This window comes from Streptomyces sp. NPDC086077 (assembly GCF_040686175.1).
Lineage (GTDB): Bacteria > Actinomycetota > Actinomycetes > Streptomycetales > Streptomycetaceae > Streptomyces.
In genome coordinates this window covers 40,351-62,576 of sequence record NZ_JBFBJT010000028.1, presented here as the reverse complement: position 1 = coordinate 62,576, position 22,226 = coordinate 40,351, and the positions used below count along the sequence as shown (strand labels likewise).

21 protein-coding genes and 2 pseudogenes are annotated in these 22,226 nt (G+C 71.5%); 8 read left to right on the top strand and 15 right to left on the bottom strand.

Features of this window, described 5'->3' with window-relative positions; all coding sequences use genetic code 11:
• Positions 1–352: pseudogene (locus AB0O67_RS11485) on the top strand (ABC transporter ATP-binding protein); the annotation flags it as partial.
• Between the two features lie 54 nt (positions 353–406).
• Here the strand turns inward: AB0O67_RS11485 and AB0O67_RS11480 are convergent.
• From AB0O67_RS11480 to AB0O67_RS11465, 4 genes are all read right to left on the bottom strand, one after another.
• Positions 407–1,357 (bottom strand): ABC transporter substrate-binding protein, encoded by a 951-nt coding sequence (locus tag AB0O67_RS11480; protein ID WP_365448673.1) that lies wholly within the window; start codon positions 1,355–1,357, stop codon positions 407–409.
• Positions 1,354–2,025 carry an ABC transporter permease gene (locus tag AB0O67_RS11475; protein WP_365448671.1) on the bottom strand — a complete coding sequence of 224 codons (672 nt, stop codon included), beginning with the start codon at positions 2,023–2,025 and terminating at the stop codon, positions 1,354–1,356. Before AB0O67_RS11475 ends, AB0O67_RS11480 begins: the two co-directional genes overlap by 4 nt.
• Positions 2,022–2,699 carry an ABC transporter permease gene (locus AB0O67_RS11470; protein ID WP_365448669.1) on the bottom strand — a complete coding sequence of 226 codons (678 nt, stop codon included), beginning with the start codon at positions 2,697–2,699 and terminating at the stop codon, positions 2,022–2,024. The genes AB0O67_RS11475 and AB0O67_RS11470 overlap by 4 nt, the downstream gene beginning before the upstream one ends.
• 328 nt (positions 2,700–3,027) lie before the next feature.
• The gene (locus AB0O67_RS11465) at positions 3,028–3,600 is read right to left on the bottom strand and encodes a TetR/AcrR family transcriptional regulator (protein ID WP_365448667.1); all 573 of its coding nucleotides are present in this window, start codon (positions 3,598–3,600) and stop codon (positions 3,028–3,030) included.
• Between the two features lie 143 nt (positions 3,601–3,743).
• Between AB0O67_RS11465 and AB0O67_RS11460 the strand changes: the two genes are divergently transcribed.
• Together AB0O67_RS11460 and AB0O67_RS11455 are read left to right on the top strand one after the other, a co-directional pair.
• A complete protein-coding gene (locus tag AB0O67_RS11460; RefSeq protein WP_365448665.1) occupies positions 3,744–4,601 on the top strand; it encodes a MoxR family ATPase in 858 nt (285 codons plus the stop codon).
• Complete coding sequence (locus AB0O67_RS11455) at positions 4,598–5,950, top strand: VWA domain-containing protein (protein ID WP_365448663.1); 1,353 nt, start codon at positions 4,598–4,600, stop codon at positions 5,948–5,950. The genes AB0O67_RS11460 and AB0O67_RS11455 overlap by 4 nt, the downstream gene beginning before the upstream one ends.
• Here AB0O67_RS11455 and AB0O67_RS11450 read toward each other — a convergent pair whose 3' ends face one another.
• Positions 5,951–6,652: an SDR family oxidoreductase gene (locus AB0O67_RS11450; RefSeq protein WP_365448661.1), complete on the bottom strand. Its 702-nt coding sequence runs from the start codon at positions 6,650–6,652 to the stop codon at positions 5,951–5,953.
• Positions 6,653–6,841: 189 nt separating this feature from the next.
• On the opposite strand from AB0O67_RS11450, the gene AB0O67_RS11445 reads away from it, so the two are divergent.
• Complete coding sequence (locus AB0O67_RS11445) at positions 6,842–7,816, top strand: NAD(P)-dependent alcohol dehydrogenase (protein ID WP_365448659.1); 975 nt, start codon at positions 6,842–6,844, stop codon at positions 7,814–7,816.
• A 45-nt stretch (positions 7,817–7,861) separates the two neighbouring features.
• On the opposite strand, the gene AB0O67_RS11440 is transcribed toward AB0O67_RS11445, so the two are convergent.
• From AB0O67_RS11440 to AB0O67_RS11420, 5 genes and pseudogenes are all read right to left on the bottom strand, one after another.
• Positions 7,862–8,221, bottom strand: coding sequence for a cupin domain-containing protein (locus AB0O67_RS11440; protein WP_365448657.1), 360 nt, complete (start codon positions 8,219–8,221; stop codon positions 7,862–7,864).
• A 130-nt stretch (positions 8,222–8,351) separates the two neighbouring features.
• Positions 8,352–9,329, bottom strand: a complete 978-nt coding sequence (locus AB0O67_RS11435; protein WP_365448655.1) for a pyridoxal-phosphate dependent enzyme — start codon at positions 9,327–9,329, stop codon at positions 8,352–8,354.
• Positions 9,326–9,655: pseudogene (locus AB0O67_RS11430) on the bottom strand (helix-turn-helix domain-containing protein); the annotation flags it as partial. The pseudogene AB0O67_RS11430 and the gene AB0O67_RS11435, both read right to left, overlap by 4 nt.
• Before the next feature lie 117 nt (positions 9,656–9,772).
• A complete protein-coding gene (locus tag AB0O67_RS11425) occupies positions 9,773–10,225 on the bottom strand; it encodes a YbhB/YbcL family Raf kinase inhibitor-like protein (protein ID WP_365448653.1) in 453 nt (150 codons plus the stop codon).
• A gap of 67 nt (positions 10,226–10,292) precedes the next feature.
• Positions 10,293–11,399: a CapA family protein gene (locus tag AB0O67_RS11420; RefSeq protein WP_365448651.1), complete on the bottom strand. Its 1,107-nt coding sequence runs from the start codon at positions 11,397–11,399 to the stop codon at positions 10,293–10,295.
• A gap of 300 nt (positions 11,400–11,699) precedes the next feature.
• Between AB0O67_RS11420 and AB0O67_RS11415 the strand changes: the two genes are divergently transcribed.
• Positions 11,700–12,083 carry a hypothetical protein gene (locus tag AB0O67_RS11415; protein WP_365448649.1) on the top strand — a complete coding sequence of 128 codons (384 nt, stop codon included), beginning with the start codon at positions 11,700–11,702 and terminating at the stop codon, positions 12,081–12,083.
• A gap of 108 nt (positions 12,084–12,191) precedes the next feature.
• The gene (locus tag AB0O67_RS11410; protein ID WP_365448647.1) at positions 12,192–12,617 is read left to right on the top strand and encodes an SsgA family sporulation/cell division regulator; all 426 of its coding nucleotides are present in this window, start codon (positions 12,192–12,194) and stop codon (positions 12,615–12,617) included.
• A gap of 55 nt (positions 12,618–12,672) precedes the next feature.
• On the opposite strand, the gene AB0O67_RS11405 is transcribed toward AB0O67_RS11410, so the two are convergent.
• The 3 genes from AB0O67_RS11405 to AB0O67_RS11395 all read right to left on the bottom strand — a co-directional run bounded on the left by AB0O67_RS11405 (position 12,673) and on the right by AB0O67_RS11395 (position 15,630).
• Positions 12,673–13,359 (bottom strand): helix-turn-helix domain-containing protein, encoded by a 687-nt coding sequence (locus AB0O67_RS11405; RefSeq protein WP_365448645.1) that lies wholly within the window; start codon positions 13,357–13,359, stop codon positions 12,673–12,675.
• Between the two features lie 61 nt (positions 13,360–13,420).
• A complete protein-coding gene (locus AB0O67_RS11400) occupies positions 13,421–14,734 on the bottom strand; it encodes an FAD-dependent oxidoreductase (RefSeq protein WP_365448643.1) in 1,314 nt (437 codons plus the stop codon).
• Positions 14,731–15,630 (bottom strand): LLM class flavin-dependent oxidoreductase, encoded by a 900-nt coding sequence (locus AB0O67_RS11395; RefSeq protein ID WP_365448641.1) that lies wholly within the window; start codon positions 15,628–15,630, stop codon positions 14,731–14,733. The genes AB0O67_RS11400 and AB0O67_RS11395 overlap by 4 nt, the downstream gene beginning before the upstream one ends.
• A 64-nt stretch (positions 15,631–15,694) precedes the next feature.
• Here AB0O67_RS11395 and AB0O67_RS11390 point away from each other — a divergent pair, with 64 nt between their 5' ends.
• On the top strand, positions 15,695–16,042 hold the full coding sequence (locus tag AB0O67_RS11390) for a helix-turn-helix domain-containing protein (RefSeq protein ID WP_365448639.1): 348 nt from the start codon (positions 15,695–15,697) through the stop codon (positions 16,040–16,042).
• A gap of 48 nt (positions 16,043–16,090) precedes the next feature.
• On the opposite strand, the gene AB0O67_RS11385 is transcribed toward AB0O67_RS11390, so the two are convergent.
• Together AB0O67_RS11385 and AB0O67_RS11380 are read right to left on the bottom strand one after the other, a co-directional pair.
• Positions 16,091–16,624, bottom strand: coding sequence for a hypothetical protein (locus tag AB0O67_RS11385; protein ID WP_365448637.1), 534 nt, complete (start codon positions 16,622–16,624; stop codon positions 16,091–16,093).
• A gap of 176 nt (positions 16,625–16,800) precedes the next feature.
• Entirely contained in the window at positions 16,801–21,120 is a 4,320-nt protein-coding gene (locus AB0O67_RS11380) for a GH92 family glycosyl hydrolase (protein WP_365448635.1), read from the bottom strand.
• A gap of 381 nt (positions 21,121–21,501) precedes the next feature.
• On the opposite strand from AB0O67_RS11380, the gene AB0O67_RS11375 reads away from it, so the two are divergent.
• A complete protein-coding gene (locus AB0O67_RS11375; protein WP_365448633.1) occupies positions 21,502–22,206 on the top strand; it encodes a response regulator transcription factor in 705 nt (234 codons plus the stop codon).
• Positions 22,207–22,226: the final 20 nt, after the last annotated feature.

Here is a 22,226-nt window from a genome sequence, read left to right as displayed (position 1 = left end):
CGGCCGGGCGGCGCGGCGGCTGCGGGCGGAGGGGGCCCGGTGGGCGGTGGTCCTGGACGCGCGCGGCGACCTGCACGGCTGGGTCGCGCTGGACGAGCTCGGCACGAGCGCCTCCGTCGGGGACCTGGCCCACCGTATGAACGCCTGGGTCCCGGTGGGCGCCCCGCTGAAACAGGCCTTCGGCGTGATGCTCCAGCACGACGCCGGCTGGGTCGCGGTGCTTCAGGGCTCCCGCTTCCTCGGCGTCCTGACCCCCGCCAAGCTGCACGAGGCCCTGCGCCGCTCGGTGGACGCGGACGCCCAGGGCGTGTCAAGGGAACAGGTGGACTTCGACTCGGTGGCGGACGCGTGAGACCGGTAACTCGCCCACGCGACGCCGCCCCGCTCACCGGCGGGCGTACCGGTGTCACTTCAGGAGGCCCTTGTCCTCAAGATAGGTGCGGGCCACGTCCGTGGTCAGGCGGCGCCAGCTGTCCACCTGCTGGTTCATGGAGGCGAGGTCGGCCGTGGTGAGGACGGCGTTGAGCTTGTCGAGGGCCTTGGCGACGCCGGGGGCGCCGGCGCGGGCACGGTTGACGACCGGTACGACGTAGTCGGCGTTCTGCAGGTGCTTGTCGTCGGCGAGGATCACCAGGCCGAACTCGCCGAGGGTGGCGTCCGTCGTGGTGGTGAGCACCATCTGGTCGTGACCGCTCTGCACCGCTCGTTTGGCCTGCGTGGTGCCGACGCCCTTGGGGTCGACGGCGACGATGTCGATGCCGTAGACCTTGCGCAGACCGGGGGCGCAGTAGGGCCGCTGCACGCACTCGTCGCCCGCAGCCAGCCGTACACGCAGACCGGATCCGCCCAGGTCGCTGAGGGTCTTGAGGTGGTGTCGGCGTGCGTACGACGCGCTCACCGCGAAGGCGTTCTGGTCGACCGCCCGGCCCGGGTTCAGGACGGTCAGGCCGCGCGGCGTCGCCAGTCCGCGCAGGGCCTGCATGGTGGCGTCGAGATCGGGTGAGCCGACCGGCGGTGCGTCGGGGCCGTTGGTCTTGGCGTTGAGCCAGTCGGCGAAGGTGGCCGCGTACTCCGGGACGACGTCGATCTGGCCCGATTCCAGGGCGGGTTCGTACAGCTCGCGGTTGGCGACGGTGATCAGGGACGTCCGGTAGCCGGCCTGGTCCAGCAGCAGGGCGTACATCTGGGCGAGCAGGTCGCTCTCGGTGAACCCGGCGGAGCCGACGGTCAGGTGGTGACTGTCCCCGGGCGGCGCGGTCACCTCGCCCTGGCTCTCCAGGGAGGGGCCGGTGGAGCAGGCGGTCGCCAGGAGCAGAAGCGCGGCCGCCGGCCGAACACGGCCTCGTCCGGCGTTCATGGCGTGCCCCTCGCCCAGGCCGGTGCCAGGCGTTCGGCGATCTCGAAGAGGCCTTCGACGATCAGGGCGAACACGGCGACGAGCACCGCGCCGCCCACCACCATCGGCGTACTGGCGAGGTTGAAGCCGGCCGTGATGATCCGGCCCAGGCCGCCCCCGCCCGCCAGGGCGGCGATGGTGGCGGTCGCGACGAGCTGCACGGCGGCGACGCGCATCCCGTTCAGGATCATCGGGGAGGCCAGCGGCACTTCGACCTGGAGCATCACCTGGCGTCCCGTCATCCCCATCCCCCGCGCCGCCTGCACGGTGCTGCGGTCGACCTCGCGCATGCCGACGTACGCGTTCGTCAGGAGGGGAGGTACGGCGAACAGCACCAGGGCGACGACCGTGGGGCCCTCGCTCCAGGCGCCGACGGGGGTCAGCAGCAGCAGGACCAGCACCGCGAAGGTGGGGACGGCGCGGCCGACGTTGGAGATGTTGACCGCGAGCACCCCGCCCTTGCCGAGGTGGCCGAGGACCACGGCGACGGGCAGGGCGATCAGGCAGCTGACGATCAGGCAGACCACCGTGAGCACCAGGTGCTGGAGCAGCCGCTGCCAGATGCCGTCGGCGCCCGACCAGTGCGCGGGGTCGGTGAGCCAGTCCCAGGTCTCGGTGAGCGTGTTCATGTACGGGCCCTCGTCCAGGGTGTGATCAGGCGCTGGACCCCCAGCAGGAGCAGGTCGGCCGCGACCGCGATGACCACGCACAGCACGGACGCCGTCAGCACCTGCGCCTTGAAGAACGTGTTCATTCCCGCGTAGATCAGATTGCCGAGCCCGCCGAAGCCGACGACGGCGCCGACCGTCACCAGCGAGACCGCGGACACGGTGGCGATGCGCAGCCCGGCCATGGCGGCCGGCAGGGCGAGCGGCAGCTCGACGGTCAGGAGGAGGCGGATCGGTCCGTAGCCCATGCCGCGGGCGGCCTGCCGGGTCTCCTCGGGCACGGCCCGCAGGCCGGCGAGAATGTTGCGGACCAGCAGGGTCAGCGAGTACAGGACCAGCCCGGCGATCACCAGGGTCGCCGAGAGTCCGTAGGCGGGGAGCAGCAGCGAGAACATCGCCAGGGACGGGATCGTGTAGAGGATCGTCGTCACACCGAGCACGGGACCGGCCGCCCAGCCCCAGCGGCGGGCCAGCACCGCGAGCGGCAGGGCGAGGGCGAGACCCATCAGCACCGAGACGGACGTCAGCTGGAGGTGCTGGCCCACGGCGTCGAGGAGGATCTCGCGGCGGGTGCTCAGATAGTCGCCGCAGATCCATTCGTTGCGCGCGAGGCAGTCGTCCGGGGGCGCGGTCACCCGTCCATTGCATCGGGCGGCCTGCCGGGTCGGCTTGTTCTGGTGACCCGTCCGGGGTGTCGCTGAGTACAGCCCGCGATACGGGTTCTGCGCCCCGTGTGCCCGGTCCGCGCCGTCCGTAGCGTGATGGACGAGGCACAGGGAGTGCCGCACGGAGGGCGACGACGATGTTTCGCACCAGCTCACGACAGAGGCACGAGACGGGGCCCCTTCTTCGCGGTCGCGTCCACCCTGACGGTCAACGTGCGGCAGCGGGCCGCCGGGCTGGAGCTGCTGCGCTGCTCGGGGGCGACTCCTGGGCAGCTGCGGCTCTCTTCGCCGGCGTCCGCTACTTCACGCCCGCCGCGTCCAGCAGTGCGCTCGCTGTCGCCGTCGTCAGGCCGTCGTCGAGTCTCTCCACGCGTGCGCCGGAGCGGGCGCTCGCGCCGTCGAAGATCAGCAGGAGTTGCCGGGCGAGGAGCTCGGGATCCTGGGCGCCGCCGCGCTCGGCCTGGGTGCGGAAGAAGGTCTTCAGCCGCTCCTTGACGGCGCGGGCGACGACGCTCGCCGGGTGCTCGGGGTCCTTCAGCTCGACCAGTGCCGCGAGGTAGGGGCAGCCGTGGTAGTCGGCGCTCACCGAGGCCTCCTCCAGCAGTTCGAAGACGCGCAGGACCCGCTCCCGGGGCGGCCCGGCGTCCGCGTCCCCGGGCGCCAGCTGCGCCTCGTAGCCCGGGAGCTGCCGCTCCAGGCTCGCGGCGAGCATCTCGTCCTTGCTGTCGAAGAGCTGGTACATCGACCGCTTCGAGACCCCGGCGGCCCGGCACAGCGCCTCGACGCCGATGGAGACGCCGTCGCGGTAGAACAGCTGGGCGGCGGCGTCGAGCAGCCGGTCGCGGGAGGACGCCTTGTCTGTCGTGGCCATGGTGCGAGGTTACCGCGCGGACGCGGCAGGGGAAACCGATCGGTATACCGCGGCCCGATCACGCCGGGCAAGGGGTGACAGGAGCGCTGACCAAGCGCTTAGATAGGAGCCGATCCCGTCCACCGCCACCGCCGGAGGCCCGGTTGTTCACTTCCGTCGACGACGTCTCCGCACGCCTCGCCGAGACCGGCTACCTGGCGTCGCCCGCGGTCGCCACGACCGTCTTCCTCGCCGACCGCCTCGGCAAGCCGCTCCTGGTGGAGGGCCCGGCGGGCGTCGGCAAGACGGAGCTCGCCAAGGCCGTCGCCCAGATCTCCGGAGCCCGGCTGGTACGACTCCAGTGCTACGAGGGTGTGGACGAGTCCCGCGCGCTGTACGAGTGGAACCACGCCAAGCAGCTGCTGCGCATCAGCGCGGGCCGCGACGAGACGTGGGACGAGGCGCGCGACGACATCTTCAGCGAGGAGTTCCTGCTTCCGCGGCCCCTGCTCACCGCCATCCGCGGCGACGAGCCCACGGTGCTGCTGATCGACGAGACCGACAAGGCCGACGTCGAGGTGGAGGGACTGCTGCTGGAGGTGCTGAGCGACTTCCAGGTCACCGTTCCGGAGCTGGGCACGGTCACAGCGACGCGCCGCCCCTTCGTGGTGCTCACGTCGAACGCGACCCGCGAGCTGTCGGAGGCGCTGCGCCGCCGCTGTCTGTTCCTCCACATCGGCTTCCCGGACGAGGAGCTGGAGCGCCGGATCGTCCGGCTGAAGGTGCCCGGCATCGACGCCGCGCTGGCCGCGTCGGTGGTCCGGGTGGTGGGCGCGCTGCGCGCGATGGATCTGCGCAAGGCACCGTCGGTCGCGGAGACCGTCGACTGGGCCCGCACCCTGCTGGCGCTGGGCGCCGCCACGCTGGACGAGAACGTGGTGCGCGACACCCTGGGTGTGCTCCTCAAGCACCAGGACGACGTGCTGAAGGCCGCGGCCAAGCTGGACCTGGACGCCGTATGACCTCCGACGTCGCCTCCCGCCTGACGGACTTCGTGGCCGCGCTGCGCGCGCACGGCGTCCGCGTCGGCACCGGCGAGACCGTGGACGCGGCGCGGGCGGTGCAGGCGCTGGGACTCGCCGACCGCGAGCTGCTGCGCGAGGGACTCGCCGCGACGCTGCTGCACACCCACGGGCAGCGGCCGGTGTTCGACCCGGTCTTCGACCTCTACTTCCCGCGCGCCGTGGGCGGCCCGGACGGTGCGACGGCGGACCGGGACGATCTGCGCGAGCGGCTCGCGGCGGCGCTCACCGCCGACGACGGCGCGCTGCTGGGCCGGTTGGCGGTCGAGGCCGTCGACGGCTTCGGCGGGTACGGGAGTTCGCCGGGCTCGGACGGCTGGTCGGCGTACCAGGCACTGGACCGGATCCGCCCGCAGACGCTGCTCGCCCGGGTCCGCGCCGACGTGCGGGGCCGGCCGGGCGAGCCGGGATTCGCGGACCGGCTGCTGGACGACGAGATCCGGCGTCGTATCGAGGCCTTCCGCGCCCTGGTGGGAGCGGAGGCACGACGCCGGGTGGCCGAGCGGCGGGGCCGCGACGAGATCGCGCGGCGCGCGGTGGCGCCCACGGCCGACCGGGTCGACTTCCTTTACGCCGGCAAGGACCGGCTGGCGGAGCTGCGCCGGGCCGTGCAGCCGCTCGCCCGCAAGCTCGCCACCCGGCTGGCCGCCCGGCGTCGGCGGGCCACGCGGGGCAGCATCGATCTGCGGCGCACCCTGCGCGGCTCGCTGTCCACGGGCGGCGTGCCGGTGCGGCCGGTGCTGCGCAGACGGCGTCCGGTCCGGCCCGAACTGGTGCTGCTGTGCGACGTGTCGGGCTCGGTGTCCGGCTTCTCGGACTTCACGATGCTGCTGGTGCAGGCGCTGCACGACCAGTTCAGCAAGCTGCGCGTGTTCGCGTTCGTCAACCGGATCGACGAGGTGACCGGGCTGCTGGTGCACGGCGCCGCCGACTCCGAGGGTCTGAGCGCGCGCATCCGCGCCGAGGCGACGCTCACCGGCTGGCACGGCAGCAGTGACTACGGCGTCTCGCTGGGCGAGTTCGCCGAGCGGTACGGCGACGCGGTCGGCCCGCGGACGACGGTGCTCGTCCTCGGCGACGCCCGCACGAACATGAGCGACCCGAACCTGGCGGCGCTGCGGCGGATCGGCGGGCGGGCCCGCCGCGTCCACTGGCTGAACCCCGAGCCGCGCTCCCAGTGGGGCACCGGCGACTCCGCCGCGCCCGCCTACGCCGAGCTCGTCGCGATGCACGAGTGCCGCAACGCCCGGCAGCTCAGCGAGCTGGTCGCCCGCCTGCTGCCGGTCTGATCAGGCGGCGAGCTGCGGATAGAGCGCCGCGAGGTCGGCCGACAGGCCCGCCTTGACCTGCCGCGAGATGTCGTCGGCCAGCACCTCGAACGCGCCCGACTCGATGCCGTCCAGGGCCTGCGCCGCGACGCTCTCGGGCGTGGACTTGGGCGCGTCGACCTTCGCCGTCATGTCGGTGTCGACGTAGCCGACGTGCAGGCCGGTGACCTCGATGCCGCGCGGCCTGAGGTCCAGGCGCAGGGAGTTGGTCTGCGACCAGAAGGCCGCCTTGGAGGCGCTGTAGGAGCCGGCGAGGCCGACCCACGACAGCACCGAGTGGAAGTTGAGGATGTGGCCGCCGCCGTTGCGCTCCAGGACCGGGACGAAGGCGCGGGTCACGAGGAGCGGTCCGAAGAAGTTGGTCTCGAACTCGCGGCGGACGTCCTCCACCGGCGAGTCGAGGAAGTTCGCGTTCACCGAGGCGCCCGCGTTGTTGATCAGGACCGTGACGTCCTGCGCCTGTGCGGCCGCGGCCGCGACGGACGCGGGATCGCTCACCTCCAGCGCGAGTGGTACGGCGTCGGGGTGCGTGATCGTACGGGGGTCGCGGGCGGTGGCGTACACCTTTTTCGCGCCGCGCTCGTACAGGGCCGCCACCAGCGCCTTACCGATGCCGCGGCTGCCGCCGGTGACGAGGGCGACGGAGCCTTCGAGGGTGGTCATGGGTCTGTCCTTACTGTCTCGGCGCCAGGAAGGTGGGGGAAACCGATCGGTTTTCCTCGCCTCCTCAGACTGTAAACCGATCGGTTTCCCAGGGCAAGTCGTGGGCCCTTCCGGGGTGAATCGGGGTTCGACCCTGATGTGCGCTGCGCCCGTCCTTCCCTACGCTCGCCGCAACGGAGGGGGACACCCATGAAGGCAGTGGTTCAGAACCGGTACGGCGGATGGGACACGCTGGAGTTCCGGGAGGTCGCGCGGCCGGTGCCCGCGGCGGGCGAGGTGCTGGTGCGGGTGCGCGCGGCCTCGGTCAACGCCTACGACTGGCACTACATGCACGGCGATCCGAAGATCGCCCGCGCGGCGTTCGGGCTCCGCAGACCGAAGGCGGCCGTCCGCGGCCGGGACTTCGCCGGTGTGGTGGAAGCCGTCGGCGCCGCGGTCGAGGCACTGGCGCCCGGCGACGAGGTGTACGGCGAGGCCGACGGGGCGTTCGCGGAGTTCGTGTGTGTCGCGGACGGCGCGGTGGACCGGAAGCCGGGCCGCCTCACCTTCGAGGAGGCGGCCGCGATGCCGCTGGCCGCGAACACCGCGCTTGTCGGCCTGCGCGACGTCGCCGGAGTGCGGGCGGGCGGGACCGTACTGGTCAACGGCGCGTCGGGCGGGGTGGGCACGTTCGCCGTGCAGATCGCCAAGGCGTACGGCGCGGAGGTCACCGGCGTGTGCAGCACGCGGAACGCGGACCTGGTCCGCTCGCTCGGCGCGGACCACGTCGTCGACTACACACAGGAGGACTTCACGCGCGCGGGGCGGCGCTACGACGTCGTGCTGGACCTGGTGGGCAACCGGTCCCTGGGCGAATTCCGGCGCGCCCTGACCCCGGACGGCACGCTCGTCCTGTCCGGCGGCGGCTTCTACGAGGGCGGCAGCCTCCTCGGCCCGATGGGGCTGTTCCTCAGGCGGCGCATGCTGGCGCCCTTCGTCGGCCAGCGACTGCTCGAACTCCCGGCGCGGGCGAGCAAGGAGAATCTCGCGGCGCTACGGGACCTCGTCGAGTCGGGGCAGGTCACCCCGGTCGTGGAGCGCACCTATCCGCTGAGCGAGGCACCCCGGGCCATACGGCACCTGGAGGAGGAGCACGCCCGCGCGAAGATAGTCGTGGTGGTCTGAGGGCCGGTGCGGCGGGCGCACGGAGTCGTCCGTACGCCCCTCGCCCTACTCCCCCTTGGCGTAATCCCGGGCCATGGAGCCCGCGAAGTCGTAGACGATGACCTGCTCGTCCCCGACGACCCAGGCGTCGTGCCCGGGAGTGCAGACGAAGACGTCACCGGGGCCGACCTCCTGCTCGGCGCCGTCGTCCATGCGCAGCCGCATCCTGCCCTGGAGGACATAGCCGTTGTGGTGGATCTGGCAGGAGTCGGTGCCCGCGAGGGGCGCGACGGACTCCGTCCAGTGCCAGCCCGGCTCGAACGTGGCCACCGCGAAGTCCAGCCCCGAGAGGTGGACCGCTTCCAGGTGACCGCGCGGGAAGTCGCGCCGCTCGTCCGGTTTGTCGAGCGTCTTCACCTCTAGCATGACCGCTCCTCCTTTCCGGCCGGGGCACCGGTCCGCGCCGCCCGCTCCGGGAGTTCGTGAGCGGCAGCGGCGACAGTCGGGCCCTCTGTCTCATGGTCCGCCCGCCCGGCCCGGGCCCGCCACCCAGCGCTCAGCCGGCGTCCCCGCAGAGGCGGGTGAAGCGGTCGGCGTCGATGTTGCCGCCGGAGACGATCACACCGATCCGGCGTGGCAGGCGCTCGACGCGGCCGGAGAGCAGGGCGGCGAGCGGGGTGGCGCCGCTGGGCTCGACGACGATCTTCAGCCGCTCGAAGGCGAACCGCATCGCGGCCCGGATCTCGTCGTCGGAGACCAGCGTGATGCCCTCGACGAGCCGCCGGTTGACGGAGAAGGTCAGCTCGCCCGGCGTGTGCAGCGCCTGTCCGTCGGCGATGGTGTGCGGCACCGGGATGCTGACGCGCCGGCCCGCCTCCAGCGACCGCTTGGTGTCGTCGCCGGCCTCCGGCTCGACACCGATCACCCGGACATCGGGATGCAGCCCCTTGGCCGCAGTGGCACTGCCGGCGATCAGCCCGCCACCGCCGACCGGAGTGATCAGCGCGTCCAGCTCCCCCACCTCTTCCAGGAGTTCGAGCGCCGCGGTACCCTGCCCGGCGATCACGTGCGGATGCTCGTACGGCGGGATGACGGTCAGGCCCCGCTCCGCGGCCAGGACCTCGGCGAGGGCGACCCGGTCGCCGGCGTAGCGGTCGTACGTGACGATCTCGGCGCCGTATCCCTCGGTTGCGGCCCGTTTCGAGGCCGGGGCGTCGTCGGGCATCACGATCACCGCGGTGGTGCCCAGTTCGCGGGCGGCGAGGGCGACGGCCTGGGCGTGGTTGCCGGAGGAGTACGTGGCGATGCCCCGGGCCAGTTGCCCGGGCGTGAGCCGCGAGGCGGTGTTGTAGGCGCCGCGGAACTTGAAGGCGCCGACCCGCTGGAAGTTCTCGCACTTCAGGAGCACTTCGCCGCCGACCAGGGCGTCGAGAGTGCGGGAGCGCAGGACCGGCGTGCGGTGGGCGACGCCCTTCAGCCGCGCGGCGGCGTCCCGGACGTCGTCGAGGGTGACGGGCGGGATGGAGGTCGTCACGGGCGGGCTCCTTCGGCAGCGGGGTCGGTCGTGGCACGGGCCTGGGAGAGGCAGCTGTAGGCGGAGGCACGGGAGATCCCGAGGCGCGTGGCGACGTGCTCGACCGCGCGGCGGACCGCGAACACTCCATGCTCGTCGAGGCCGCGGAAGAGTTCGAGGCGCTCGGCGCGGTCGAGGCCGGCCCAGCTCTGGTGCTGCCGCAGGCGGTGGGCGTCGAGGATCGCGTCCACCACCGAGTCGATGCCGTTCCCGAAGGTGGTGACCGGCGCCTGGACCGCCTCGCCGGTACCGGCGAGCGCGCCGAGCACTGCCTGGGCCTGCTGGACGCAGACCCGGTGGGTGACCCTGGCTACCGAGCACTCCCGCTACCCGTTCCGACCTGCCCCGATACGCGGCCCGGCGCCCTCGAGTCCCGTGAGGCGGCCCGTGCGGCGGGCCCGGAATCAGCGCCGGTAGAGGCCCACCAGCGTGCCGTCGGCCACCTCGCGTTCACCGACTGTCTCGCGCACCTGTGCGGCGTTCGGCGCGTCGGGGAGCGCGCAGGGTTCCGACAGGGCGTAGAGCCGGAAGAAATAGTGGTGGGCGTCGTCGCCCGGCGGCGGATGCGGGCCGCCCCAGCCCCGTTCGCCGTAGCCATTGACGAGTTCGGTGCCGCCGGGCGGGACCTCCCCCGCGTGGACACCCTCGCTGCGGGGATCGATGCCGACCACGATCCAGTGCGCGAACGTGCCCGACGGGGCGTCCGGGTCCTCGCACAGCAGCACCAGCTCCGTCGCGTCGTCCGGGACGCCGCTCCACGCCAGCGGGGGCGAGACGTTCTCCCCCTCGTACGCGTAGTGGCGCGCGATGAAGGAGTGGTCGTCGAATGCGCTACTTCTGATGTCGATGCCAGCCATGAGGTCCGAGTAACCGCGGAGGGACCAGAACTCACGTGCCGCACGACGCGCGACCGCCGGCGGGGGTTCATCGCGACAGCGTCAGCGTCCCGTCGGGCGCCGGATCCACGTGGACGCCCGCGCTGATCCGGTCGAGGATGCCGCACAGCCACCTGCGGTCACGCTCGGGCGCGGCCTCCAGCCGCATCCGCCGGGCCCGCAGCGGCACCATCCGCAGGCCGGTCAGGCGCCCGGTGTCCGCCTCCAGCGTGGCGAGGTGGGCGAGGCGGAGGTCGTCGCGGTACTCCTCGTTGCCGGGGATGCCCTCGTAGTCGTCGACGAAGTCGCCGCAGCCGTAGAGGATCAGCCGGTCCCGGTAGACCTCAAGCGGGCGGGGGTGATGCGAGGAGTGGCCGTGGACGAGGTCGACACCGCCGTCCACCAGGGCGTGCGCGAAGCGGACCTGGTCGCGGGGGACGAGATAGCCCCAGTTCGAGCCCCAGTGCACGGAGACGACCACGAGGTCACCGGCCCGCTTGACCCGTCGTACGCGCCGCACGACGTCCTCCGCCGCACCTGGCGAGGGACCCGCGGCGTACGCGACGCCGGGCTGTGCGTCCCCGGTCGCCGCCCAGCCGGGCGGGATGCCGCTGGAGCGGGTACCGAGGGCGAGGACAAGGACGCGGCCGCCGGCGCGGAGCGGGACCACGGCGGGGGCCCGCGCACCGTCGGCGTCGCGACCTGCGCCGACCGTCCGCAGACCGGCGCCGTCGAGCGCGTCCAAGGTCTCCTCCAGGCCGGCGCGGCCGAAGTCCAGGACGTGGTTGTTGGCCAGCACGCAGACGTCGGGGCGGGCGACGGTGAGCGCGGGCAGGTTGGCCGGGTGCATCCGGTAGTGCACCTGTTTGCCGGGCGCGAAGGAGCCACCGCTCGTCACGGCCGTCTCCAGGTTCACGATCCGGACGTCCGGCGCGGCCTCGTCCAGCACGGGCAGCGCCTCGCCCCACGGCCATGCCGGGCCGACCGGCACGGGGATCGGACCGCTGACCGCCTCGGCCAGCGCCACGTAGTCGCGGGCGTCCATGACGTACCCCTCCCGCAGCCTGGGATCGCCGGGGTGCGCGAGGATCTGGTCCACGCCGCGCCCGAGCATCACGTCCCCGCACAGGAACAGCGTCACGACACCGCGGCCCACACCTCCAGCCTAGGTGTCCCCGGCTGTCGAGGGCAGTACTGCGCCGGGCGCACCGCCGCGCCCCCGACGGCCGTCCCGTGCCGGGCCAGCTCATGGTCTGGATCGACCTCAGCGACGTCCGCTTCGTGTGAGGGGGGCGGCACCCGCCGGCACCCTGCGCGAGCTCTCCGCCCTAGTCCTGCACCGCCTGTGAGCGGCTTCACCTCGCACACGAAGGAACATGAGGGTGCCCTCAGGTACGCTGGGCCGCGAGAGAACGTGAGGACCCCCTCCGGTTCAGCGAAACACAGGGAGACGACCATGAAGAAGCTCATCAAGCGACTGCCGATCGCCGCCGCGTCCGTGGCGGTCGCGGCCGGGGCGATCCTCGGAGCCGGAGGCACGGCATCGGCGGCGACCCCGGACACCGGCCACGACCGAGGGGCGTACCAGGAGCGCGACGACGGACGCGACGGGCACCGCGCCCGGTACTCGGACGACGACCACCGTGACCACTACCGGGCCTGGCGCTACGACCACGACCACCGTGACGACGCGCGGGACCGGCACCACCACGTGCAGTACCGCTGGGACGGTCACCGCCTCCACCAGCTGGTGGACGGCCGCTGGATCGATGTGACGCCGTCGCGCCACGGCGAGGTGGACCGCTGGTACGTGGACCAGGTGCTCGCCTTCGCGCGCTGAGGCCGCCAGGTTCAGGAATCGCGGTACGGAGACGCAACCGATGCGGGGGGCGGCTCCGTACCGCCTGCTGCGTTCTCCCTCTCACGCGGGGGTACATCGGATGGAATCATGGAATCGATCAGAACCACAGAGATTGACCTGCCCGTGCGGTTGGTGCGGTCCTTCACCGAATCCGTTCCTGTCCGGATGCGGCTGCACTACGCCGCCCACGATCCCTATGCCCTCACGGCCACCTTCGGCGCCGCGGACGGCAGCGGTTCGGTGGAGTGGGTCTTCAGTCGTGATGTGATCGCCGAGGGTCTGACGCGCCACGCCGGTCAGGGCGACGTCCGGGTGTGGCCGGCGGCGATCGGCCCCGGGCGCGACGTGGTGTACATCGCGCTCGACTCGCCCGCGGGTTCGGCCCTGCTCGAGGCTCCCCTGCCGGACATGAAGTCCTTTCTGAGCAGGACGCGGTCCATGGTGCCGCTGGGGGCCGAGTCCGAGCAGTTCGACATGGACGCCGAACTGGCGCACCTTCTGGCGGACAGCTGAGCATCCCGCGGCCGTCGTCGCGCCGCATGTCCCGCCTCCCCGGCGGTCGGCCCCCTCAGCAGTCGTCCGCCACGCAGCACTCGAGCGCTTCGATGGTCTGTCGGACCTGCTGAGGGCTGAGCGGCGGCTCGGGCAACTCGTGGGCGCAGCCTGCGCGGAAGGCGTCCAGCATCAAGTAGAGGTGACGGCGCCAGGCGCTGGGGGCGACGGTGCGCGTGGCCTGGATGATGCCTTCCAGGGACCAGGCGACGAAGGCGATGTCCTCCGGGGTGACGTCGGCACGCACGACACCCTGCTGCTGGGCCCTGTGAAGGATCCTGATCCCCATCTCCCTGACGCGCTCGTTGAGCTGCCCGCTGCGGGTGTTCACCGGCAGCCGGGCGGCGGCCATGGCGTTGAACGCGCGGTCGCACGCCTGCAGTTCGCAGAACCGCTCCAGGTAGGAGCAGAACCCTTCCCAGGCGTCATCCATGGCGGCCGCCTCTTCGGCGGTGTCCAGGAGATAGGTGAACTTCTCGGCGAAGAGCTCCTCGACCAGGGCGAGCCGGGTCGGGAAATGCCGGTAGAGCGTTCCGATCGCGACGCCGGCCTCGCGGGCGACGCCCTCCAGGGACGCCTCCAGACCCTGCTCCGCGAAGGCCACGCGCGCCACCGCCACGATCGCGTCGCGATTGCGCTGGGCGTCACGGCGTCGCGGCTTGGCCTGAGCCTCTTGCGCGTGGGAGACGGTTCGCTCGGTCATGCGCCCAGCATAACATGAGGCACCCCTCCAGATCAGGCTCGCCGCAAGGTTGTCGCCCGCGTCAGGCCCGCGACCAGGGGCGCAGGACGCCCTCCGGGTCGTACCGCTTCCACAGGTCGGCCACGCGGGCGCCGGTCGGTCCCGGGTAGAAATGGGCGAACGCCGTCTCGTCGGGGGCGCTCTCGAAGTTGACGTAGGCGCCGTCCATGAACGGGGCGAGCGGCGCCCAGCCGGTGCGCAAGGTGCCTCGCGCGTCCGGTGGGAACCCCGCGCCGATGACGAGGACGTTCTGATGGCGATGCGCGAACGCGGTGGCGGCGGAATCCGGAACGTGGGTCGCGCCGCCGAGCGACCGCATCTGCACGAGGATCGGATCCCGGGCCGCCGACGCCTTCACCAGGGCGCTTGCGGCGCCCGCGGACATCTCGGTGAGAAGTCCGTTGGTGGTTCTGGCCGGCATCTGCCCGGTGTTCTCGTGGAGGTGGAGGGGTGACACCAGGTCGGTGTAGGAGACGAGGTGGGCCTGCTGCCCCATCACGTCACCGACCTTCAGAAGGGGTTCGAGCGCCTTGCGGATGACAGACGGGCTGTCCGAGGCCACGACGGCCGTGATGACGGCCACGGTGGAGCCGTCGTTCTGCGACGCCAGCCTGACCTCCGTCGACAGCTCGCGCGGTGCCCGGGCCATGACGTCGGCCCAGCGCCGCAGCGTCTCCCCAGTCGGATCCACCGCCGTGACCAGCTGCGCATGGCCGACGTCACGGAGGTCCATGGCCTCGATCTCGAAGGCGACCGCGACGCCGGCGCCCGCACCGGCTCCCCGCATGACCCACAGCAGGTCGGGCTCGTTGTGGGCATCGGCGCGGACGATCGTCCCGTCGGCCAGGACGACCTCGACCGCGCGAATGTGGTCGATGGTGAGCCCGTACTTCCGTACCAGCCAGCCGACACCACCGCCGGTCGCGATGCCGCCGACACCGACGTTCCCGTGGTCGCCGGAACTGATGGCGAGCCCGTGCGGGGCGAGCGCCTGGGCGACCTGGGCCCAGCGTGCGCCCGCCTCGACCCGGACCAGTCGGGTGCGGCGATCGAGGACGTCGACACGGTTCAGCGCTCTCAGGTCGATGACGAGCCCGTCGTCGTTCGTGCCGGTGCCTGCCAGACCGTGACCGCCACTGCGGACCGCGACCGGAAACCCTCTGTCCCGCGCGAACCGCAGCGCCGCCGCGATGTCCCGCGCGGATTCGGGCAGGACCACGACGGCCGGCCGGCCGACCGTCGTGTAGGTGGAGCGGACCCGCTGGTAGCGCCCGTCGCCGGGCGTGACGATCTTGCCCGCGAGTTCCGTCGGCGCGTCGCCGACACCTCGGCTCATCGCCCGCCCCTGATCTTCGCCACGCTCTCGCGCACCGCCGGCACGACCTCGTCGGCGAAGCGGGCGAGCTGCTGCTCGGGGTCGGCGGCCGGCCAGAGGACGAACGTGTCGAACCCGAGCTCGACGGTCCACTCGGTGAGGGTGTCCACCCAGCGAGGCACGTCACCGACGAGGCCGGGAGCACCGCCGTGGCTGCCGATCACACCGATCACGTTGTAGACGCGCCGCAGGGTCCTCGGATCGCGGCCGGCTCCGGCTGCCGCCTCGTCGATGATCCGCTGGCGTGCGGGCACCTCGCGCGGAGGGACGTAGATGTTCAGAGGTGAGATCCAGCCGTCCGCCTGCTGACCGGCCAGGGTGAGCATGCGGCGCTTCTGCGCTCCGAGCCAGAGTTCGACGGGCCTGGGGGGCACCGGTCCTGCCTGGTACCCGCCGATGCTGTGATACGGGCTGTGCAGCCGCACGGCGTCCCCGTTCAGGGCCTTCCGCAGCAGCCCCAGCGACTCCTCGGCGAACGCCACCATGTCGTGGCCCCGTCGGGCCGGCCCACCCATGGAGGCGATGGCGTCGGGGATGCCGCCCCCGCCGACGCCGAGCCGCACACGTCCGCCGGTGAGCACACTCAAGGACGTGGCGGCCTTGGCGAGCATCACCGGCGGCCGCAGCTGCAGGTCGGCGACGTCGGTGAGGAACGAGATGCGGTCCGTGAAGGCGGACAGGTGCGAGATCAGGGTCCAGGCGTCGAGGTGGCCCGGCTGGTACGGGTGGTCCTGGACGGCGAGGAGGTCCAGGCCGCGGTGCTCCGCCGTCCGCGCGAGCCGCAGGGTCCGCGGCCACGTCTCGGCGGCGGGGTCGAGACTCACGCCGAAGGAGAGCGGGCGTTCGTAGTCGGTCATGCGTCCACGATGCGTGGAACCACTCACTCGGCAAAACGTCGAGTAAGGTGCTAATCTTTTGTAAGTGGATTCCATTCATGACGACACCTGCCCGAGTTTCGAGGGCACCCTCGAACTCGTCGGACGCCGCTGGACGGGCTCGGTACTGCACGCCGCCGGCCGGGGCGCCCGGCGCTTCGGCGAGTACCGCGCGCTGATCAGCGGGATCTCCGATCGCCTGCTCTCCCAGCGGCTCAAGGAGCTGGAGGCCGAGGGCCTCATCGAGCGCACCGTCATCCCCTCGACGCCCGTGCAGATCCACTACCGGCTGGCACCGGCAGGCCAGGAACTGGTGGAGGCCCTGATGCCGCTCGCGCGGTGGAGCATGCGGCGTTCCGGCGCCCGGGGCCCGGGATGGGTCCCGGTCGCTTAGGTGGACGTGAACGGCACTTCGGCTCCGCCGAGTCCGTGGAAGCCTCCGTCAGCGGCGCCCGGGAGCCGGAGCCTGGTAGAGGCCTCGTCCGACCCGGTGCGCCCGGGAGGTGGCGACGAGGCGGTCGAGGGTGCTGCGAACGGCGTTGATGCTGCCCGCGGTCCCGTCGCGGCCAAGAACTTCGGCGACATCACGGGCCCGCAGGACAGCACCGGGTTCGCTGGCGAGCACGGCGATCACTTGTTCCGTGAAGCCGCGGCCCTGCAGATCGGGCACCGAGTGGCCCGTCTTCGCCGCGCGTTCGCTTCCCGTCCCCGCACCCCCGGCGGGCGCACCTTCCGTGGGCGTACCTTCGGCAGGTGCACCGTCGACCCGAGCCGGCACGGCCGACGGAAGGGTGTGCAGTGCGGCCAGGGCTCCCCGGATGGATTCCATGTGGCTCGAGACGACTGCCAGTTGCGCCTGCACCGACCGCTGCTGCATGTAGAGCTCTTCTTGCTGCTCCTCCAGCTGGACCAGCTCCGCCTGAAGCAACGCCGTCACCGTTTCGATGCTGTTCGCCGTCGGTCCTGGCGCTGACATGTGTGCTCCCTGCTCCTGAGTCTCTCCCCGCGACGAGCATACGGCGGCCCGTCCTGGTCGGCGGCGGGGGTGAGTACGGGGCCGTGGTGCGGGCGCCGTCGAGCGAGCGAGCGGCCCGCCGGACGCCGCTGGGGCGTCCGGCGGGCCACTGGACTCATCGAGCGACGAGCACCTGGTCAGTGTGTGGAGCGTGGCCGCCCGGGCACGGCCACCCCGTCCTCCGTCACGTACTTGGTTCCGTCGTCGTACTTGGTGATGGTGAAGGCGTCCAGCACCTCGCCCACCTCCTTGTCGGTGGTCGACCGGTCGTCCCACTTCGCGGCCACGACGGCCTCGTAGCGCAGTTGGTTCCTGGTGACCTTGATGCCCTGGAAGGTCGAGGTGTGTCCGGCACGCGCGACCTCGGTCGCGCCGTTGCGCTTCCACACGCTCTCGCCCTCAGGGGCCAACTCGTAGTACTTAGGGCCGGAGACCGCGACGGTGTAGACCGGTCCCGTGGTCATGCCCGGAGTGCTGGTGGCGTCCGAGTCGACGTACCCGCGGGAGTACACGTGGTCGTGCCCCATGAGCACCAGGTCGATGTCGTTGCGCTGGAAGACCGGCAGCCACGCGTCGCGGACCGGCTTCTCGTCCCGGCCCTCGGCGGCCGAGAACACCGGCTGGTGGAAGACCGCCACCGCCCACTTGTTGGGGTTGTTCTCCAGGACATGGTCCAGCCAGCGCCCCTGGAGTTCGAGCCACAGCTTCTCCGGATCGGGGCAGTCCTGGCTGCACGCGGGCAGCCAGGGCGGCGTCATCATCGAACGGGCGTCCCCGGTGCTGGCGTTGAGGGTGATGAACCTGACGCCCTGGTAGTCGGTGTAGTACGCGGTCTCCGCGATCACCTCGGCCATGTGGGCCTCGTAGACCGCGCGCCGGCGCTCGGCGGGGGTGGTGCCGGCGGCCCCGTCCGCTCGCGGACCGTTGTCCGGGAACTCGAACGTCGACTTCCAGGTGCGCAGGAAGGTGTCGCCGGAGTACTCGTGGTTGCCCGGGGCGGCGATGACGTTGCTGGTCTGGCTGTAGCCGTCCATGGCACCGAACCAGTCGCGCCACTCGCTGTCGTTGCCGCTGGAGTTGATCAGGTCCCCGGCGTTGACGCTGCCGACTGCGTCCGGGTACCGCTCGTAGGCCTGCTTCACCACCGGGGCCCACCGCGACGCCAGGTCGTTCTGGGCGTCGCCGAAGTACAGGAAGGTGAAGTCCTCACCGGGGCGCTCCGCCGTGGTGAAGGTGTGGGCCGGGCCGAACCACTTGTCCGTGCCGACCTGGTACTCGTACGCGGTGCCCGGCCGCAGGCCGCTCATCGTGGCGGAATGCGTGCGGGTCGGGACGCCCGCGCTGACGAGTTCCTCGTTGGCGCGGGCCTCAGCGGTACGCCAGGTGCGGTCGCCGGTCTTGCGGAACCGCACCTCGCCCGCGGTCACTCCGGCGCCGGTGCGCCAGGTGACGGCCTGCGAGGAGTGCGGCGTACCGGTCGGGGTGAGCACGATCCGCTCGGGGGTGGTGCCAGGGACCTCCAGTCCCTGCTTGGTGGTCAGCGCGACGTCGAAGACGTGCATGATGCCGCGGTCCGTGCTCCGGGGCAGGACGACCGAGGCGACGCGCTTGGACGGGTCGAGCAGCCGGGGAACGGTGCCGAAGACCTTCGTCTCGACGGTGTCGTTGCCACCGGCGGCGCGGTTGCGGCCGACGGTGGTCACCAGCGGGGTGTTGCCGAACTGGTAGTTGGTGCCCGGGGTCCAGTCGGTGAACTGGACGCCGACCTCCTGGGCGGAGCCGTCGGTGTACTCGACGACCGCGGTGCCCTGGGAGGGCCCGTTGGTGGCCAGGCCCAGGAAGGAGATGCCGGTCGCCCGGACGTCACCCATGTCGACCCGCTGGCCGTGCGGGATCCAGTTGTCGGGCTGTCCCGGTTCGGCCCTCGGCCAGGTGAAGGTGACGCCGGTGTCGCCGTGCGGGATGCGGGCGCCGGGGGCGGCACCGGCGGCGGCCAGGCGGTCGCGGGAAAGGGAGTTGTCGCTCACGTCCAGCGAACCGGTGTTGCCGGCGCCGTCCGGCGTGGTGCCCACGTTGTTCCGCGCGTCGCTGCCGTCGGTGTACGACGGGGGAACGTCCGACGCCCGGGCGCCCCAGGTGCCCTGGCGCGTCGACATGGTCAGGCGGATGTCGCCGCCCTCGCGGGCGAAGTCCTCGTCCAGCCACGAGCGGGTGGTGGAGCGCCCGTCGACCTTCATACCGGTGACGTACGGCCGCGTGGACGCGCCGTCGGCCTCGATCTCGATGCGGCGCCGGCTGTCGGCGCTGTCGATGACGACGCGGTCGAACCGCGGGCCGCTGACGACCAGGTCGGCGGTGCCGGGGACGGCCGGGTAGAGGCCGACGTTCGCCCATACGTACCAGGAGCTGAGCGACCCGAGGTCGTCGTTGCCCGGCAGACCCGAGGGCGTCGTGTCGTACATCTGCGTGGCGGCCCGGTTCAGGGCCTCACGGGCCTTGTTCGGCTGACGGAGCCAGTGGTAGACGTACGGAGCGCCGAAGCTCGGCTGATTGCTGAGGTAGGCGCCGCGGGTGTTGTAGACACCGGCGTCGAGGGCGCTGAGGTGCTCGTCCAGGGCGGTCGTGGAGATCTCCTGGCCGCCGCGCTTCTCGATCAGGGTGCCGAGGTTGTGCGGGACCATCCAGCCGTACTGCCAGCCGGTGGCCTGCTCGAACTGGTCGCCGCGCTCTCCCAGCTCGAAGCCCCGGTCGAAGCCGTTGCGGTCCCGGGGGCGGATGTGGCGGCTGGTCTCGTCGAAGACGTTCTGCCAGTTCTGCGCGCGGGCCATGTAGCGGTCGTACGCCGTCCTGTCGCCGAGACGCTTGGCGAGCTGGGCGATGCCGAAGTCGTTGACCGCGTACTCGAGCGTCTTGGAGGTGGCCGCGTCCGCCTTGCGGTTCTCGATGAAGCCGACACTCATGTACTGGTACCCGTGGCGGCGCAGCGTGCGGTCGGCGGGCAGCGTCTGGGTGGCCTTCATCGACTCCAGGGCGGCGCGGCGGTCGTAGTCGGTGCTGCCGAAGGCGTCGACGGAGGACAGCAGGGACTGGAGCGAGTCGCCGCTCATCTTCTGCTGGAGCTGGTTCAGGTGCGGCCAGTTGGGCCACTTCCCGCTCTGCGTCACCATGTCGGTGATCGACTGGTTGACGTCGCTGCCGACCTTCGGGAAGAGCAGCGCGACGAGCTGCGCCTGGCTGCGGTAGGAGTCCCAGCCGGCGTAGGTGACGTAGTGGTGACGTCCCTTGTCGACCTTGTGGACCTTGCCGTCGTACCCCTGGTAGTCACCGTTGACGTCGTCGAACGTGTTGGGGTGCAGCAGCGCGTGGTACAGGGCGGTGTAGAACTTGGTCCGCTCCTCTTCGGTGCCGCCGTCGACCCGGACGGTGTCCAGGGCGTCGCGCCACGTTTCCTCGGCGTCCTCGCGGACGTCGTCGAAGTCGTCGCGTGAGGAGACCTCGTGGGCGGCGTTCTCGGCGGCGCCTGCGATGCCGACGTAGCTGAGGCCGACCGTGGAAGTGACCTTGGCGCCCTTGTCGAAGACGAGGTAGGCGCCGGCGCCGTGCTTGGCCTCGGCGGCGCGCGCGGTGGCGGAGCCGGGGGTGACGTCGCCGCCCTCCCAGGTGCCGTACGAGCGGATCGGCTTGTCGAACGTGGCGGAGAAGTAGGCGCGGTAGCGCCCGCCCTCGTCGCAGATGGCGGCGGCCTCGACCCAGCCCTCGACGGTGTTGCCGTTCTTGACGGTCACCTCGCTGCCGAAGACCCGGTTGTTGGAGCCGGCGACGTCGAGGATCAGGGTGGAGCTGTCGGCCTCGGGGAAGTCGAAGCTGCTGACCGCCGTGCGGGTGTCGGCGGTCAGCTCCGTCGTGACATCGTTGTCAGTCGTCACGGAGTAGTAGCCGGGTTCCGCTTCCTCGCGGGCATGGTCGAAGCCGAGGTAGTAGTCGGTGATGTCGCTTGCCGGGCTGGTCGGCAGGGCGCCGTTCGGCAGCGCCCCGGTGTACGGCAGCAGCGGGAAGTCGAAGCCGCTGAAGCGGCCCTCGCAGCCGGTGCCGGACAGGCGCGTCATGCCGAAACCGCGGAGCTTGTCGGCGGTGTACTCGTACCCGCCCTTCTGGTCGCGGTCGGAGGTCCGGTAGGTGACGGGGCTCGACTGCACCATGCCGAAGGGAACGGTCGCCCCGGGCCAGGTGTTGCCGTAGGCGCTGTTGCCCTTGTTCTGCGAGGCGTCGAGCCGGGTTCCGATGAACGGATCGACCGCGTCGAACGCGCTGATCCGGGACGCGGCTTCGGCACCGTGCGCGACGGGCGGAACAACGGCGAGGGAACTGAGGGCGAGTGCGGCCGCGGCGAGTCTGCGGCCGCGGGGCCAGGAAAAGGGCGTGCGCTTCAGGAGCGACCGCCCAGAGGATGTCCACATCTGGGATGCGGCGCCTTTCGATGAATGACCACTCGTCGCGGATGCGACGTCATGACCGACTCACGTTCACGGCCCAGGGGTTCGCTTGTCGGTCGTGCGAACGACAGCTTCGTGAACAGAGGATGAAGAGACCTCCGACGCGACCGGTGACATGCAATCCGCCGTCGACGGTGGGTTCCGGTGGCAGGCAGGTGAAGGACGGCGCGTGAACACATGACATATGGAGTCGGTGTCGACCTTCCCCGCTGTGCCGGCCGGTGGGGCCGCGACTCGTGTGGACGAGGCCGGTGTCGGCGAGGCACACTGTCGAAGGTGATCAGGGCCCTCTCGCCTCGACCGGCCGATCGCAGCCCCAGCTCCTGAGAGTGGCGAAGACCTTCCATGCAACCACATGCCCTGCCCCGGGCCAGCTCGCGCGGCTTGTGCGACGAGGGTACCGACGGCACCCCGCTCCCCCATCGGCGCATCACACGGTCGCCGACCGTCGCCGTCCTGGCCGGCGACCCCCTCACACAACAAGGTGTGGTCGCCTACCTCCGCTCCCGCCCTCAGGTCGACGTCCTGGAGCGCGAAGACAGCGCGCGGGCGGACATGCTGGTCGTCCTCGACACCGATGTCACCTCCACCACCCTCGCCGAGATCCGAAGTGAGGCGCAGGGGTCGGCCAATGCGCAGATGCGGATCGTCCTGGTCGCCAACAGCATCACGGAGCGTCAGCTCAAGGACGTGATCGGCCATCGGCTGGTGGGCTTCCTGCCCCGCCGGCAGACGGGGATGCAGCAGATCCTCGCCGCGGTCCTGGACGGTTGGGCGGGCAACGCCCGTCTTCCGGCGGCGCTCGTGCGCAACCTGATCGAAGACCTGCGGGTGCTGCAGGGGACAGGGGCCTCGCCGGTCGGTTTCACCGAGCGTGAGATCGATATCGTCAGGCTTCTGGCGGAAGGATGGACGACCGAGGAGATCGCCGAAAAACTCGGCTACTCGGAGCGCACCATCAAGAACGCGCTCCACTCCCTGAACGTCCGGCTCGGCCTCCGTAACCGTGCCCATGCCGTGGGCCACGGCGCTCGGCTCGGCATCCTCTGACAGCAGTCCCGATCCTCGGT